The 16,680-nt window shown below is 63.3% G+C and carries 13 protein-coding genes; 3 read left to right on the forward strand and 10 right to left on the reverse strand.

The window, feature by feature from the left end; all coding sequences use genetic code 11:
* Positions 1-173: 173 nt before the first annotated feature.
* Complete coding sequence (locus V8J83_RS03975) at positions 174-1,487, forward strand: efflux RND transporter periplasmic adaptor subunit (protein WP_339983708.1); 1,314 nt, start codon at positions 174-176, stop codon at positions 1,485-1,487.
* Entirely contained in the window at positions 1,484-5,323 is a 3,840-nt protein-coding gene (locus V8J83_RS03980; protein WP_339983710.1) for an efflux RND transporter permease subunit, read from the forward strand. Before V8J83_RS03975 ends, V8J83_RS03980 begins: the two co-directional genes overlap by 4 nt.
* A 189-nt stretch (positions 5,324-5,512) precedes the next feature.
* Here the strand turns inward: V8J83_RS03980 and V8J83_RS03985 are convergent, their stop codons facing one another.
* Entirely contained in the window at positions 5,513-7,381 is a 1,869-nt protein-coding gene (locus tag V8J83_RS03985) for an ABCB family ABC transporter ATP-binding protein/permease (RefSeq protein WP_439649750.1), read from the reverse strand.
* 70 nt (positions 7,382-7,451) lie between these two features.
* The gene (locus V8J83_RS03990) at positions 7,452-8,762 is read right to left on the reverse strand and encodes a LysM peptidoglycan-binding domain-containing protein (protein WP_339983712.1); all 1,311 of its coding nucleotides are present in this window, start codon (positions 8,760-8,762) and stop codon (positions 7,452-7,454) included.
* Between the two features lie 119 nt (positions 8,763-8,881).
* On the opposite strand from V8J83_RS03990, the gene V8J83_RS03995 reads away from it, so the two are divergent.
* Entirely contained in the window at positions 8,882-9,421 is a 540-nt protein-coding gene (locus V8J83_RS03995; protein ID WP_339983714.1) for an LOG family protein, read from the forward strand.
* Positions 9,422-9,469: 48 nt separating this feature from the next.
* On the opposite strand, the gene V8J83_RS04000 is transcribed toward V8J83_RS03995, so the two are convergent.
* From V8J83_RS04000 to V8J83_RS04035, 8 genes are all read right to left on the reverse strand, one after another.
* Positions 9,470-9,973, reverse strand: coding sequence for a host attachment family protein (locus V8J83_RS04000; RefSeq protein ID WP_339983716.1), 504 nt, complete (start codon positions 9,971-9,973; stop codon positions 9,470-9,472).
* Between the two features lies 1 nt (position 9,974).
* Positions 9,975-10,205 carry a hypothetical protein gene (locus V8J83_RS04005; RefSeq protein WP_339983718.1) on the reverse strand — a complete coding sequence of 77 codons (231 nt, stop codon included), beginning with the start codon at positions 10,203-10,205 and terminating at the stop codon, positions 9,975-9,977.
* 158 nt (positions 10,206-10,363) lie between these two features.
* Positions 10,364-10,963 (reverse strand): superoxide dismutase, encoded by a 600-nt coding sequence (locus tag V8J83_RS04010; protein ID WP_339983720.1) that lies wholly within the window; start codon positions 10,961-10,963, stop codon positions 10,364-10,366.
* A gap of 181 nt (positions 10,964-11,144) precedes the next feature.
* A complete protein-coding gene (locus V8J83_RS04015; RefSeq protein ID WP_339983722.1) occupies positions 11,145-11,756 on the reverse strand; it encodes a hypothetical protein in 612 nt (203 codons plus the stop codon).
* Between the two features lie 249 nt (positions 11,757-12,005).
* Positions 12,006-12,575 (reverse strand): sarcosine oxidase subunit gamma, encoded by a 570-nt coding sequence (locus V8J83_RS04020; RefSeq protein WP_339983724.1) that lies wholly within the window; start codon positions 12,573-12,575, stop codon positions 12,006-12,008.
* On the reverse strand, positions 12,568-15,564 hold the full coding sequence (locus V8J83_RS04025; protein WP_339983725.1) for a sarcosine oxidase subunit alpha family protein: 2,997 nt from the start codon (positions 15,562-15,564) through the stop codon (positions 12,568-12,570). Before V8J83_RS04025 ends, V8J83_RS04020 begins: the two co-directional genes overlap by 8 nt.
* A gap of 15 nt (positions 15,565-15,579) precedes the next feature.
* Positions 15,580-16,359: a hypothetical protein gene (locus V8J83_RS04030; RefSeq protein ID WP_339983727.1), complete on the reverse strand. Its 780-nt coding sequence runs from the start codon at positions 16,357-16,359 to the stop codon at positions 15,580-15,582.
* Positions 16,356-16,676 (reverse strand): sarcosine oxidase subunit delta, encoded by a 321-nt coding sequence (locus V8J83_RS04035; protein ID WP_339983729.1) that lies wholly within the window; start codon positions 16,674-16,676, stop codon positions 16,356-16,358. Before V8J83_RS04035 ends, V8J83_RS04030 begins: the two co-directional genes overlap by 4 nt.
* Between the last annotated feature and the right edge of the window lie 4 nt (positions 16,677-16,680).

Consider the following 16,680-nt stretch of genomic DNA (forward strand, 5'->3'; position numbering starts at 1 on the left):
AGGCGAGTGTTCTGAACCGTTCAGTTCACTCTTGTGAAAGATTCTAAAAATGAGTAATCTGAACTGCATAGTTCACCGTATTCATCGGGAACACGGAACAACAGGCGGCCTGCTGCATCGGGTCAATGTTCCTGCCCTGTGGGGGGCAATGACGGGCAAATGAAGGTGATCACATGAAGCTGTTTCCGATCCTGACCGCAGTGATTGTCTGCGTCGCGCTCTATTTCGTGGTCCTTGACCGTGCGAGCCTGACCAATTTTGCCGCGCGTTTTGTGCCCGAACCGCAGTCGGCGCCGCAATCCGTGGCGGAAGATACTGCCGAAACCGGGGCCACCGACGACACGCCCTCCGCCGATGTCGATGCGGCGGAGGATGACCGCATTCATGTCGTTGTGCGCCGGTCCGAGGCGCAGGTCACCGAAAACGCCGTTTTGATGCGCGGTCGGACCGAGGCGATGCGCCTCGTCAATGTTGCGTCCGAGACCTCTGGGCGCATTATCTCGACGCCGATCCGGGCCGGGGCCTTTGTCGAAGAGGGTCAGGTGATGTGCGAGATTGATCCGGGCACGTCGCAAAGCGCGTTGGAAGAAGCGCAGGCTCGCCTTGCAGAAGCCCGCGCCCGCGTGCCGGAGGCCGAGGCGCGTCTGCCAGAGGCGCGCGCGATGTTGGCGCAGGCGCAGGCGCAGCTGACCTCAGCCGAGATTGATGGCAATGCCGCGTCGCGCCTGAACGAATCCGGGTTCGGGTCGGACACCCGCGCGGCCTCTGCGGCCGCCGTCCTTGCCGCTGCAGAAGCCGGGGTCGAGAGCGCGGCCGCGGGGCTGCAATCCGCCGAGGCAGGCCTGCAATCGGCCAGCGCCAGTGTACGCTCTGCCGAAGCGGCCGTGACCCGCGCCGAGGATGCCATCGCGGATTTCACCATTTACGCGCCATTTTCCGGCCTTCTGGAAACCGACACCGCCGAATTGGGTGCCCTCATGCAGCCCGGCGCGATTTGCGCCACGATCATTCAACTCGACCCGATCAAGCTTGTGGGCTTTGTGCCCGAAGCGCAGATTGACCGTGTTGCCATGGGTGCGCGGGCAGGTGCCGAGTTGTCTTCCGGGCAACGCGTCGAGGGGGAAGTGACCTTCGTGAGCCGCTCCGCCGATGACGACACCCGCACCTTCCGCGTGGAGATCACCGTCCCCAATGCCGAGCTTCTGATCCGCGATGGCCAGACCGCCGATATTCTGGTGCAGACCGAGGGGACACCCGCGCATCTGCTGCCCTCGTCCGCGCTGACACTCGACGACGACGGCAGGCTTGGCGTGCGCTCTGTCGTGGACGGCGTGGTCGAATTCGTCGAGGTGCAGATGATCCGCGACACGCCAAACGGGGTCTTGTTGACCGGCCTGCCGGATGTGGCTGATGTCATCACGGTTGGGCAGGAGTTCGTGACCGCCGGTGTCGAAGTGCGCACGACCTATGAGGAGTTGACGCAATGACCGGTGTCATTGACTGGGCCGCCAGCCGCGCGCGCATGGTAATTGCCTTTGTGCTGCTGTCCCTGACCGCTGGCACCGCCGCCTATATCGGCCTGCCCAAGGAAGGTGAGCCGGACATCGACATCCCCGGTCTGTTCGTCTCGGTCCCCTTCCCCGGCATCTCCGCCACCGACAGTGAACGGCTGCTGATCCGCCCGATGGAGGCGGAATTTCAGGACCTCGATGGCCTTTTGTCGATCAATTCCACCGCGGGCGAGAGTTACGCGGGCGTGTTTCTTGAGTTCGAGTTCGGCTGGGACAAGGGCGAAACCATCGCCGATGTCCGCGACGCGATGGGTCGCGCCGAGGTGCAATTCCCCTCCGGCGCGGAAAGCTATTCGATCAACGAGATCAACTTCTCCGAGTTTCCGATCATCATCGTGGCGCTTTCCGGTGACGCGCCGGAGCGCACGCTGATCCGCCTGGCCAACGAGATGCAGGCGGAGTTGGAGACGCTCTCGCCAGTGCTTGAAGCGGGCCTTGCGGGCACCCGCGACGAGATGCTGGAGGTGATCCTCGACCCCCTCGCGCTGGAGGCCTACAACGTCACCGCCGCCGACCTGATCAACGCGGTTGTCAACAACAACCAGCTGATCGCCGCCGGTGAGGTCGAAACCTCGGGCGGTGCGATTTCCATCACCATCCCATCCAGCTTCGACGGCGCGCAGGATGTCTATAACCTCGCCGTGACCGTGAATGGCGACCGCGTGGTGACGCTTGGCGAGTTGGCCGAGATCCGCCTGACCTACCAGGATGAGGTCGGCACGGCGCGCTTCAACGGCGAAACCACCGTGGCACTTCAGGTCGTCAAGCGGCAGGGGTTCAACATCATCGACACCGTCGCGCTGATCCGCGACGAAGTGGACCGCGTTCAGACCACCTGGCCCGAAGAGTTGCGCGCCTCGGTGCAGGTCGAGACGACGCTGGACCAATCGGTGCAGGTCGACAGCATGGTTCGGCAGCTTGAAGGCTCGGTCCTTACCGCGATTGCGCTGGTGATGATCGTGGTCCTCGCCGCCCTTGGCACGCGGTCCGCGCTTTTGGTGGGCTTCGCGATCCCGACCTCATTCCTTCTGTGCTTCATCCTTCTGGGCGTGATGGGCATCACCATCTCCAACATCGTGATGTTTGGCCTGATCCTTGCAGTGGGCATGCTGGTCGACGGCGCGATTGTGGTGGTCGAATACGCCGACCGCCGCCTGAAAGAGGGCGCACGACCGATGCAGGCCTATGCCGACGCGGCCAAGCGCATGTTCTGGCCCATCGTGTCGTCCACGGCGACCACGCTCTGCGCCTTCCTGCCGATGCTGTTCTGGCCGGGGGTGCCGGGGGAATTCATGGGAATGTTGCCCGTGACGCTGATCTTCGTTCTGTCGGCGTCGCTGATCGTGGCGCTGATCTACTTGCCGGTTCTGGGCGGTGTGGCCGCGCGGTTCAGCCGGACCATCGACATCGCCGCCGCCACCGTCAAAGGTCTGATCCCTTGGTACATCGTGCGCCTCGCGCTTACGTTCGTCGCGGGGTACCTGATGCTCATGGCGGCGCTCAACGTGGTGCAACCCGGCGTCCTGATCCCCCTGCCCGCCGATCTGTCGCCCGTGCTGCAGATGGCCGTGGGCGGGCTGATCTTCGTGGCGACCTGCGTGATCATGTCGGTCCTGATCGCTACCGTGCAGTTCCAGCGCCGCGAAAAGGCCGTGCAATCGGGATATAAACGCTCCCCCTTCGGCTGGTTCATGCACTTTCTGACCGGCAATCCCGTCATGCCCGTCGTTTCTGTCGTCGCGGTCCTGGGTTTTGTGGCCTTCACGTTCTCCTACTTCGGAGAGAACAACAACGGCGTCGAATTCTTCGTCGCAACCGAGCCCGAGAACGCTATCGTCTACGTTCGCGCGCGCGGCAATCTATCGGTGCAGGAACAGGATGCCCTTGTCAGTCAGGTCGAGGCCATCGTGCTCGAAACCGACGGTGTGCGCGACGTTTTTGCCTTCGCGGGTGAAGGTGGGCTGAACAACAACACCGGCGGTGCGGCGGCCCCGTCCGACACCATCGGGCAGGTGCAGATCGACCTTGAGCCTTGGGGCGAACGCGCCGACGGCGACATGATCCTTGACGCGCTGCAAGTCCGCCTTGATCAGATCCCCGGCATCCAGACCGAGATTTTCTCCGCTTCCACCGGCCCCGCGGAGGGCAAACCCGTCAGCCTGCGTCTGGCCGGGGACAATTGGGAGGAGCTGCAGGACGCCACCGACATCGTGCGGGATTATTACGAAAGCCTCGACGGGCTGACCCTGATCGAAGACACGCTGCCGCTGCCTGGTATCGACTGGCAAATCAACGTCGATGTGGAGGCTGCCGGGCGCTACGGCGCGGATGTCTCCACCGTTGGCGCAATGGTGCAGTTGGTGACACGCGGTATCCTGCTCGACACGATGCGGGTGCCGACCTCAGACGAGGAAATCGACATACGCGTACGCTTCCCCGAAGAGGCCCGCGTGCTCTCGACGCTCGAATCCCTGCGCGTGCGGACCAGCGATGGGCTTGTGCCATTGTCGAACTTCGTCTCGTGGGAGCCGACGCCGCAACTGGCCACCATCGAACGTTACAACCAGCAGCGCTTTTTCATGGTGAAGGCCGATGTCTATTCCGGGTTGGAACGCGTCGATGATGTCGACGGCACCATCATCGCCCTGATCCGCGACGTGTCCGATATCGCCACTGGCGACGCCACGCCCGATTTCGAACATCAGGAGGTCGGCTATCAGGTTTACGCCAATTATTCCGATCTCGACATCAACGAGATCGGCAATGCCGTGCAATCCGCAGAGCTGACGACCACTGCCGTGACCGCCAACGAGCGCATTGAACGCATCACCGAATGGCTTGAGGCCGAGACCCCCCTGCCCGCATCGGTCAGCTGGGAATGGGCCGGCGATCAGGAAGATCAGGAGGAAAGCCAGGCGTTCCTGTCGTCCGCCTTCGCGGCCGCTTTGGGCCTGATGTTCATCATCCTGCTGGCGCAGTTCAACTCGGTCTATAACGCGGTTCTGGTGCTGTTGGCGGTGGTTCTGTCGACCGCCGGGGTGCTGTGGGGAATGATCATCATGGATCAGACCTTCTCGATCATCATGACCGGTACGGGCATCGTTGCGCTGGCCGGGATCGTGGTGAACAACAACATTGTCCTGATCGACACGTATCAGGAATACAGCCGCTACATGCCCCGCCTTGAGGCGATCGTGCGCACGGTCGAGGTTCGCATCCGCCCGGTCCTGCTGACCACGATCACCACGATGGCGGGACTTGCTCCGATGATGTACGGCATCAGCCTCGATTTCGGGAACGGTGGTTATACCGTCGACAGCCCCACCGCGCTTTGGTGGAAGCAACTCGCGACCGCGGTTGTGTTCGGCCTCGGGATTGCGACCTTCCTGACGCTGTTGTTCACGCCGTCGCTTCTGGCGCTGCGAGTGTGGTTCTGGACGATCCTGTCCTGGGGCTTCCGCGGGTTAGCCCGTCTGGGTGCGCGCGACATGAGCCAGCGTGCGCAGGATTGGGCGTTGCAGCGCGAGGCCCGCCGGGCGCGCAATCCGGTTATCTTCTGGGATGAAGATCCCAGGGAAGATGAGGTCGAGGCCCTTGAAGTGCCGGAGGAGGAAACACCGCTTGGGGATCTCGCCGCGGAAGAGCCCATCCCCACTGCGCCGCTGGACCCGCTTGAGGACGACGCGCGCCATGAGGCATCCGAACGCGAAGATAGCGGGCCGCAGCCGCCTCCGTTGCGGGCGGCGGAATAGCGGTTTTCACCGCCGATCTCCGCCCCGTCAGACCGGGTTCGGGGATTTTTGATCATCAGAGGGCCTCGAGCCCAACCCGCCGCGCCGGAACACCTGCAGTTGCGAGTCCGGGAGAGGAGCAGCAGCGCGATGCAGATCGTCCGGCCGCGCATGGCAAGATCAACGTGCGCGGTGTCGGCGCGCCATTGTCTACAAGGCGTCGTCGTCCGCCGCCTGCCGGTGCCAAAGCTGCGCATAGCGCCCGTCGCGCGCCAGAAGCGCCTCGTGGCTGCCTTCTTCCACCACCTCGCCGCTCTCCAGCACCACGATCCGGTCCGCATCCACGATGGTCGACAAGCGGTGCGCGATGGTCAGAACCGTGCGGCCTTCGCCCATGGCCTTCAATTCGGCCTGGATCTCCATTTCGGTCTCGGTATCAAGCGCCGAGGTCGCCTCATCCAGCACAAGGATCGGCGGATCCTTCAGCAACGTGCGCGCAATGCCCACCCGCTGCTTTTCGCCTCCCGAAAGCTTCAACCCCCGCTCCCCCACGGCCGTGTCATAGCCGTCGGGCAAGGACATGATGAACTCATGCACCTGCGCCGCTTTCGCAGCCGCTTCCACCTCCGCCCGCGACGCACCATCGCGGCCATAAGCGATGTTGTAAAAGACCGTGTCGTTGAACAGAACCGTATCCTGCGGCACCACGCCGATCTGGGCGTGCAGGCTTTGTTGCGTGACGGCGCGCAGGTCCTGGCCGTCGATGGTGATCCGCCCGTCGCCGACATCATAGAAGCGGAACATCAGCCGCCCGATCGTCGATTTGCCCGACCCGCTGGAGCCCACAACCGCCACCGTCTGCCCGGCGGGGATGTCGATGTTCACCCCCTTGAGGATCGGGCGCGCGGCATCGTAGCCGAACTTCACATTCTCCAGCCGCACATTGCCGCCATCAACGCGCAACGCCTTGGCGTCCGGCGCATCCTGCACCTCCTGCGGCTGCTCCAGAAGGTCGAACATCTCGCCCATATCCACCAATGCCTGCCGGATTTCGCGGTAGACCGTGCCCAGAAAGTTCAACGGCATGGTGATCTGGATCATGTAGGCGTTGACCATGACGAAATCGCCCACCGTCAGATCGCCCGATTGCACCCCAAGTGCTGCCATCACCATCACGCCGATCAAGCCTCCGGTGATGATCAGGGATTGGCCGAAATTGAGGGCCGCCAGCGAATAGGAGGTCTTCAGCGCGGCCGTTTCATAGCCTTCCATCGCGGCGTCGTAGCGGGTGGCCTCTCGGGTTTCGGCGCCGAAATATTTGACCGTCTCGAAGTTCAGCAGGCTGTCGACGGCCTTTTGGTTTGCATCCGTGTCCTGATCGTTCATCTCCTTGCGGATCCGGACACGCCATTCGGTGACCTTGAAGGTGAACCAGACATAGGCCGTGATCGTCGCGGTCAGGACCAGCAGGTAATTGATGTCGAAGACCACGGCGAGGATGATCCCGGTCAGCGCCAGTTCAAGGATGAGCGGGCCAATCGAAAACAACAAGAACCGCAGCAGAAACTCGACCCCTTTCACGCCGCGTTCGATGATCCGGCTGAGCCCCCCGGTCTTGCGCGTGATGTGATAGCGCATCGACAGCGCGTGGATGTGTTGGAACGTCTCGAGCGCCAATTGCCGCAGGGCCCGCTGCGCCACGCGCGCAAAGACCGCATCGCGGAGCTGTTGGAAGGCGACGTTCAACACCCGTGTCAGGCCGTAGACGACCGTGATCGCCACCGCGCCAAGCCCCAACATCCACGCGGGAGAAGCCGTTTCGCCGGACAGAAGGTTGACCGCTTCGCGGTAGAAAAACGGCGTCGTGACCGCGATGACCTTGGCAAAAGCCAACAACGCCAGTGCCACCACAACGCGGCGCTTCACCCACGGCTTGTCTTCCGGCCAAAGGTAAGGCGAAACCTTGCGAATCGTGCGCCAGCCTGAGCGGCGTTCGGCCTGATCCATCAGCTCTTTTGGGTCTTGTGCGTTGGCGGGTGCGGGACCGGATTGGCCCTGCGCGGTGGTGTCGGCTGGCATCTCGGCTGGCCCCTTTGTCCGTCAGGGGTGCAACTTAGGACGTCGGGCCGGGGACGACCAGAGGCGTTGATCAGTTCTCGACCGTCTCCGCGTCAATAGTGGGCAGGCGGAAAACCTGTCCGGGGAAAATCCAGTTCGGATCGCGGATCTGATCGCGGTTTTCCTCGAAGATCTGCACATATTGGATGCCGTCGCCGAAATTGCGCTCGGCGATGCCCCAAAGGGTGAAGCCGGGCTGCACGGTGATCACATCGACCCCGACGGCGCCGCCCTGCGCCGCAGCCGCCTCCGCCGCGATCCGTTCGGGATCTTCGCGCAGGAACGGCGTCTCGATCCTGCTTTCGACGCTTCCATCCTCGGCCAGTTCGGCGACGGACAGAGTGTAGGTCCCCGGATCGACATCGGGCAATTGCAGCGACCAGGCACCGCTGGGGCTGACCTCGCCCAATTGTATGGGCTGGTTGTTGATCATCACCTGGATATTCGCAGTGGCCGGCCCACGCCCGGCCAGGATGACCGCGCCGCTGGCATCATAGGAGATCGCGTCGAGCAATACCTCGGTCGCCACCTCGGGACGTCCGGGGGGCTGCGAAATGCGCAACCCGTCTGGACCCGCGATCAGGACGGCGGGGGATTGGTCGGTGTCATCCCCGGCACTCGGCGCCTCGGGCGCCTCTAGCGGGTTTGGTGTAACGGCTGCAACCTCGACGTCTTCCGCGGGGATGTCCGGCGTGGCGTCGACTGTGGCGTCGGCTGTGGTCTCGGGCTCTGCCGATTCATTCGGTTGCGCGACCTCGGGTGGCGCGGGGGCATCCAACGCCTCCGCCACGGCGTCGGGCGCTGGGGTCGCGGGCTCTGCGCCGTCGTCTGCGGCGAGAGCGAACGGAGCAACCAGAACAGTTTCCAACCCGGCCAATGCGGGGCCGTCTTCCGGCCGGGTCTCCGCCGAAATCACCCGTGGTGTGTCGGAGGGCGGCAGGGTCAGGGAGGCCACGAAATCACCGTTCCGGTCGGCCTCGACCAGCGCGACCTCTGTTCCATCCAGAAGGATCGCGACGGACATTCCCGGCAAGGTGGCGCCTGCGATCAGGGTGCTGCCGTCTTGTTCGACCCGCACGATGTCTAGGTTCGGCGAGGCGTCGGGGACGGGATCAGGGGCGGGTTCCGCATCGGCCCCAGCCTGCGTGGCGTCCTCGGTCAGGGGGGCGGTTTGGCGCGCTTCAATCGCTGTCTCGTCGGGCAGGACCGGCTGCCCCGCATCGGGATCAGAGCGCCAGACGGAATACCCAATCGCCGCCGCCACCAGCAGAACTGCGCTGCCAGCCGCGGCCGCCACCGCCCCCGAGCTCGACCCGAACATCGACGAGACTTTCATCTGCATGCCTGCGGCATTGCTCTTTCCCCCCGGAAAGCGATCCACGACCCCGCCCAAGATGGGTTGAGGGCCCTGCGAATGGCTTTTATCAGGGGACAAACCAATCCGAAACACAAGGTATTGTCATGTCGAGCTTTTCATTGTGTGTCTATTGTGGCGCGCGCCCCGGAACACAGCCCGCCTATATGGCGACGGCGACGGAGTTGGGAACGGCCATCGCGGCGGCTGGCATGCGCCTCGTTTACGGGGCGGGCGATGTGGGCCTGATGGGCGCGGTTGCGCGCGCGGCCCAGGCCGGGGGCGGTGCGACCTTCGGTGTGATCCCGACCCATTTGATGCAGATAGAGGTGGGAAAGGCTGATCTGAGCACCTTCGTGGTCACGGAAACGATGCATGAGCGAAAGAAAGTGATGTTCATGAATGCCGACGCGGTTGTGGTCCTGCCTGGCGGCGCGGGATCGCTTGATGAGTTTTTCGAAGCGCTGACATGGCGGCAGCTTGGGTTGCACGAAAAGCCGATCTACCTGCTGAATGTCGATGGATACTGGGACCCGCTCCGCGCCTTGATCGACCACATCGTGGCGCAGGGGTTTGCCGATGCGACGCTGCTCGACTTCATGGAAAGCGTGCCGGATGTCGACACGTTGATGGCGCGGCTGGGGTAAGGTCCCTTGCACCGCGCGCGGCGCGCGGGGCAAGGCATGATGCGGCAATCAATCGCCGGTCGTCGCGTCGGCGATGCGTTCGGCAATCTCATCGATCGGGTGGTTCGTCAGGACAAGATCGACCTCGCCCACTACCTTGTCGGTCACGACCTGATGCAATTCCTGGCGCAGTTCGCCGAGGATCTTGGGCGCGGCGCAGATGATGATCCGCTCGAACTTGCCGTGATGGGCCTGCTTGTACAGGATATCGGCCATGTCGCTGGCGAAGCGTTCCTTCTCAAGCCAGTGCCAATCGGTATCGGCCACGGCGGAACGCTGAACCTGCGGGCCGTCGTTGAAGCGGCCGGGCTTGTGCGTGCCTTGCTCATGGGTCGGTGGGTTGTCCTGCTCTTCCTCGCGGAACACCGTCAGGTTGGGCGCGTCGGCGTCGCCGTCATTTCGCAAGAAAAGCGCCTTCTCGCCATCCGCCACAAGCACCCAGGTGCCGGTGGTCAGGGGCGAGGGATTGCGCCGGACGTAGTCGATCTCGGGCTGTCGGAGAGGGTCGGCCATATCACTTGTTCCTTTCGCCGAGATTGTCGGTGCCGGGCTTTTCCTCATCGGATTTCGTGACCCGGGTAACACCGGCAGAGCCGTTCTCGAATGTGCGCAGCTCGGCCTTGGTGCCGGTCTTGCGCGCAAGATCGCCACCGTCGCGTCCCGCGTGTCCGGGGGTGTCGGGCGTGTTGCCCAGTAGGTCCTTTGTCTCGCTGCGCCCGTCTTTTGATCTGTGTCGCTCGGCCATGATGTCCTCCGGTTGATGGGTTCCATTGGGAGGGCAACGCCCGGCGCAGGCGTCGGTTCCGGCAAAGGGATCCGGACGGGGGGTGGCAAGAGGGGTGCCGACACGAAAAAGGCCCGCCGTAGTCAGGCGGGCCTCAATGCGTTGGGTTGCCGACCGCGTTACATGCGCGAGGCGACGTTTTCCCAGTTTACCAGGTTGTCGAGGAAGTTCGACAGGTAGGCCGGGCGTTTGTTGCGGAAATCGATGTAGTAGGAATGTTCCCACACATCGCAGCCCAGAAGCGCGGTCTGACCGAAGCAGAGCGGATTCACGCCGTTCTCGGTCTTGGTGACCTTGAGGCCGCCGTCGCTATCCTGGACCAGCCAGCACCAGCCCGAGCCGAATTGCCCCGCACCGGCGGCGGAGAATTCTTCCTTGAACTTGTCGACGGAACCGAAGCTTTCATTCAACGCCGCTTCCAGCTCACCGGGCATGCCCGCGTCGCCGGGGCCCATCATTTCCCAGAACTGGTTATGGTTCCAAAGCTGGCTGATGTTGTTGAAGATCCCCGACTGCGCGACGGCGTTCGCGTCGTAGGTGCCGGTGATAATCTCTTCCATCGACTTGCCGTCCCACTCGGTGCCCGAGATCAGCTTGTTGCCGTTGTCGACATAGGCCTTGTGGTGCAGGTCGTGGTGATATTCCAGCGTCTCGGCGGACATGCCTTTGCCGGCCAGCGCGTCGTGAGCATAGGGAAGATCTGGAAGGTCGAATGCCATGGTGGCCCCCTGTTTTGATGTGGTGCGTTCTGCGGCACAGATGGAGGTCGCAAGGGGGGAAGGTCAAGGGGCACGCATCAGGATTACCCGATTGCGTGCGGCCCCGGCGGGTCGGCACGCGCCCGGTCTTTGGCGTGACAGAACGGGGCGCGGACCGCCCGCGCCCGGCCAGGTTGCGAGCCTACGTTTCACGCTCCGGCGTGACATCCATCGGCGTCAGGCGGTCGTGGGGAACGGCCAAACGTCGATTGGGCCTGTTCGCGGGGGTGCGGTTCAAAAGATACCACTCACGGCATTGTTGCTGGCTCACTCCGACGGAGCGTGGCGCGCCGTCCAGACCCGACGCTTGCAGGATGATCTGATCCACGGGCCCCCCAAAAAGCACGCCGAACCGTCGGCACATCCCCGGCCCCACAACCGCGCGGTCGACATCGTCGTCGGACACGGCGTGCTCTAGAGTGACGTGTACTGTAAAGGTTGTGGCCTCATAGGTGTAATCGGTCACACGAACAGAACGCTCAAGCCGAGGGATCGGCCGGTCTGCCAACGCCATCACGTCCTGACGCGTGAGTTCCGGCATGATGGCCTGGGCATTGAAAAGTACGGCGCTATTGTAAAGCCCCGTTGAAAACAGAAGCAAAAATACGATCAGGAAGGATCGGACAATCCGCAGTCGCCGTTCGCGCCACACGGCGCGCGCCATGACGCAGACAAGCAGCGCCGGAGGGATGATGAGCATCGTTGCGAAATGCATCATCATGTCCCGCTGCGCCTGGAGAAAATCGGCGGGCATGTAGAAGCCCCCATCAATCCCCCTGTTCGCGATCCACCAAAACAAAACGCACACCGGCAGGATGACACACACAAGCGTCAGAGTGCCAAAACCTACTTTGCGTTGCTGCGGCCCGCGGCTCAGGGGCAGGAAAGGTCCGTCCGGGTCGGTGCCGGACCGGGAAAAATGCTCGGTCATTGCGCGTGTGTTGACTGCGAAAACGGCGAGGTTTTGACCGCACTGGGAAGGTTTCGGGGCGGTTGATCCGGTCTAGTGAAACCCGACCTCTGCACCGGGCTTTGCGGCGGATCTCAGCAGGTCGAACATGTAGCCCGCGACCGAACGGAAGCAGATCACATCCGCGCGGCCCTCCTCAGGCAGACAGATGGCGCCCGCGACCTGCGCCAAGCGGGTGCGCCGCATCTCTGCCGTCGGGAGCGCCGCCATGTCGGCCGGGGTCAGCTTGGCCAATGTATCGCGGACGGCCCCCGCCGCGCCGGTGAGGGCGAACACCGCGCGGGCGTCCGACACGTTCACCGCCAGATGATGCGCCTTGCCCAACTCTTTGGTGAGCCGCCCAACCATCGCCTCGGCCTCGCCATGGGGGCACAGGATCAACAGCTCATCCGGGGCCATCCACGCGACGCTTTTGGCCAGATCACCGCCGGACATTTTTCGCGCATCCGGTAGGTCGAGGCCGGTCGCGGATTTCACCGCCTTCTTCGTCGCGGCCGCCGACAAATCGGCCTTGAGCGTGATCATGCCGACCAGTCCCATCTCGGTCACACGGACGTCACCATCGGCGATAACGCCGGGCAAAGCGCTGATAGCATTAGACATTCTGCTTCTCCCCATCCGGATCATAGAATACCGGGTTCACGATTTTCGCCTGGATCGTGCCGCCCTCGACCGTGTTGAATTCGACGACCTCGCCCATCCGATCCGGACCCTTATGGACCAGACCCATGGCAATGCCGCAGGCGAGCGTGGGCGAGTAATAGGTCGAGGTCACGCGCCCCTGCACATTGCGCTGGCCGTTGGCATTGTTTCCGTCCGCGACACAATAGCTACCGTCGGGCAGGACAGAGCCGTCGAGTGTTTCCAACCCGACCAGATGCCAGCGGTCCTCCGACGCAAGAAACGTGCGCTGCTGGCCGCGTTTGCCGAGGAAATCCTCTTTCTTCTTAGAGATCGCCCAATTCAGCCCGAGATCTTGCGGGATCACGGTGCCGTCGGTCTCATCGCCAATCATGATGAAGCCCTTTTCGGCGCGCATGACGTGCAACGCCTCGGTGCCGTAGGGCGTCGCGTCCCACTCCGCGCCCGCCGCGTGCAGGGCGTCCCAAAAGGCGCGGCCCTGACTGGCGGGGATGGCGATTTCATAGCTCAGCTCACCCGAAAAGCTGATCCGGAAGACCCGCGCGTCAAATCCGCCGAGCTTGCCTTCGGCCATTTGCATAAAGGGCAGCGCATCTTTCGACACATCCATACCGCCAAGCTTTTCCAACAGCTTGCGCGCATTGGGGCCAACGACGGCAATCTGCGCCCATTGCTCGGTCACATTGGCCGTGTAGACCTGCCAATCCCACCACTCGCATTGCAGCCAATCCTCCATATGCGCGTGGACATGATCCGCCCCGCCAGAGGTCGTGTGGCACAGGAACGTGTCCTCATCGAGCCTGACGACAACGCCGTCATCCATGAGGAACCCGTTTTCATTGCACATCAACCCATAGCGGCACTTACCCGGTTTCAGGCTGCTCATCATGTTGGTGTAGAGCATGTCCATGAATTTCGGCGCATCAGGGCCTTTGACGATGATTTTGCCAAGGGTCGAGGCATCCAAAAGGCCAAGCGAGCGCCGCGTGGCGTCAATCTCGCGATTGACCGCATCGGCATGGGTTTCGCCGTCGCGCGGAAAGCAATAGGGCCGCCGCCAATGACCGACGGGCTCCATGTACGCGCCATGATCGACGTGCCAATCGTGGATCGGCGTGCGGCGCAGCGGTTGGAAGATCTCGCCCCGTGCCTCGCCTGCGATCGCACCCAGGGAAATCGGCGTGTAGGGCGGGCGGAAGGTGGTGGTGCCGACTTGCGGGATGCCCTTGTCGAGCGCATCGGCAAGCACGGCAAGTCCATTGATATTGCTGAGCTTACCCTGATCCGTTGCCATGCCGAGCGTGGTGTAGCGCTTGGTGTGTTCGACGCTTTCATAGCCTTCCTGCGCGGCGAGCATCACGTCGGAAACCTTCACGTCATTCTGGAAATCCAGCCACATCTTGGCGCGCTTTTTGGCACCGGCATAGGCGGGCATGACCCAGACGGGGGCCAGCGGTGCCTCGGCCGGGGCCTGCACTTCGAGCGGGTCACAGGGAAGCCCCAGACCATTCATGACGTTGGCGGTGATTGAAACGCCTTCCGCCGCCTGAAGGCCCCCGCCCGCTGCGCCAATGCAGGTCACAAAGCCTTCGCCATTCTGATCGGTTGGCGGACGGCCGATGTCGGGAACGAAACAGGCCTGCGCCTCATCCCACGTCAACTTGCCCCCGCAATGGGACCACAGGTGGACCACCGGCGACCAGCCGCCCGACATGGCGACCGCGTCACACGGGATCTCATCGTAGCGACCGTCGTCCTCTGCGAAGGCCTGCACCCGGACCGAGACTACGCGCCGGAGGCCCTTCACCTTGCTGATGGCCGCACCCGTGCGGATCGGCACGCCAAGCGCGCGGACCTCGGCCGGAAGCGCGCCTTCTACCACCTCACGCGGATCGACGACGCAGGCGACCTCCACTCCGGCGGCGCGCGCGCTCAGGGCCGTTCGGTAGCCGTCGTCATTGTTGGTGACGACCACGATGCGCTCACCCGGTGTGACGCCATAATTGACGATGTAATCGCGCACCGCCGAGGCCAGCATGACGCCGGGTTTGTCGTTCCCGGGAAAGCTGAGCGGGCGTTCGATGCCACCGGTGGCCGCGATGATATGGCCCGCGCGGATGCGCCAGAGCCGGTGGCGCGGCGCGTCTTCGGTGGGGGCATGATCGCCGATCCGTTCATAGGCAAGCGCGTAGCCATGATCATACACACCCGACAATTGCACACGCAGGCGGAGCGTTACATTCGCCATCTTTTCAAGGGCTTCAACGGCGTCCTTCACCCAAGCCTCGGCGGGCATCCCGTCGATCACATCGCCATCAACCGGCGCGCGCCCGCCCCAATGGGCGCTTTGCTCCACCACAAGCACGCGCTTGCCCGCCTTGCCTGCCGCCAGGGCCGCCATCAGGCCCGCAATGCCGCCGCCCGCAATCACCAGATCGACATGGGCGTAGAAATGCTCGTAGGTGTCGGGGTCACGGGTTTCGGGATGCGGCGCCGCGCCGAGGCCTGCGGATTGGCGGATCACCGGCTCGAACACGTGCTTCCAGAAGGCGCGCGGGAACATGAACGTCTTGTAATAGAAGCCCGCAGGCAGGAACCGCGCGACCATCGCATTCACCGCGCCCACGTCGAATTCCAGCGACGGCCAGTGGTTCTGGCTGGTTGCCTCCAACCGCTCGAACAGCTCGGTGGTGGTGACCCGCTGGTTCGGCTCATGGCGATCCTTGCGGCCAAGGTTCACAAGCGCGTTTGGCTCCTCCCCGCCGGAGGCCACGATGCCGCGCGGGCGGTGGTATTTGAACGACCGGCCCACGAGCATCTGATCATTGGCCAAAAGCGCAGAGGCCAGCGTATCGCCGGCATGGCCGCGCATCCACTTGCCATTGAAGGTGAATTTCACCGACGTTGCGCGGTCGATCAGGCGACCGTGGGTCGAGATGCGATGGCTCATGTCAATTGGCTTCCATTAGTTCGACGCCCAGATTTCCCACTGCGCCAAGGTCTCGGCGACCTCAGGCGTGGACAGATCGAGGGTCACGTTTTCGATGAAGACTTGTGTGGCGGCCTGCAGGGTCAGGTGCAGCGCGCCCAGTTCGGAAAGCTGCGTATCGCTGAGGGTGATGAACCCATCGGCATCGCGCGACGCGACCGGCAATTCGAGGATCCGATGCATGTCCAGCTCGATGAACGACATGTCGCCGTAGACCCGTTTGGCGTCCACTGACGGTCCGGGCCAGGCCCCTGACATCAGGGTAGCTTCAGCCCAATCTTCATGGGTCCAGCGCCATTGCAGATTGCGTTGCAGTCGGATGTGGGCGGGCGTCACCATGACCTGCCCATCGGCATTCAGACCGGCCCGTTCCAGCGTCACGCCGCCATAGCCGCTGAGTAATGCGACGATCCGGTCGGGCGTCACGTTGCGTGGAACATAAAGGCCCGGCTCGATTTCTCCGAACAGGGCGGCGAGCTTCAGAAGCGGCAAAAGGTCGATCCAACCGTCAACCAAGGCCTGCGGCTCATCGGTGCCCAAGACTTCGGCCACAGCCTCCCACGGCTGGCCCGCATCAAGAGGCTGGATCATGTCGGTCATCGGCGCGCCCGCTTCGGCGCCGTCAAGCTCCAACCGCAGGCGTCCGATCAACGGCACCAGGCGCTGCGGATCGGGCGTCAGAACGCGCAATTCGCGGCGGTAGTCCGGATAGATCAGCGCCGCTTCCTGCTCTGATGTGAGGGTCGGGCGCGTCATGCAGGTGTCCAGTCCGGGTGTTTGGCCTTGATGGCGGCGATGATGTCGGTGGGCGGCTCAAGGGTCTGCGCGCTATAGGTGCCGAAAACCTCCAACGTGGCGGTGTCGCGCGCCGCATGGAACCACTTCCCGCACCCCATCGCATGACGCCAGCGCTCGAAATGCACGCCCTTCACGTTCGGGCGCATGAACAGGTAGTCTTCGAATTCCGCATCGCTTGAGCCGGGCCCATAGCGCTTGAGATGGGCTTCGCCGCCCGCAGAAAGTTCGGTCTCGCAGGCCGCAACGCCGCAAACAGGACAGGTCAGGGTCAGCATGGGA

The sequence above is a fragment of the Gymnodinialimonas ulvae genome (assembly GCF_037543845.1).
Classification (GTDB): Bacteria; Pseudomonadota; Alphaproteobacteria; order Rhodobacterales; family Rhodobacteraceae; genus Gymnodinialimonas; species Gymnodinialimonas ulvae.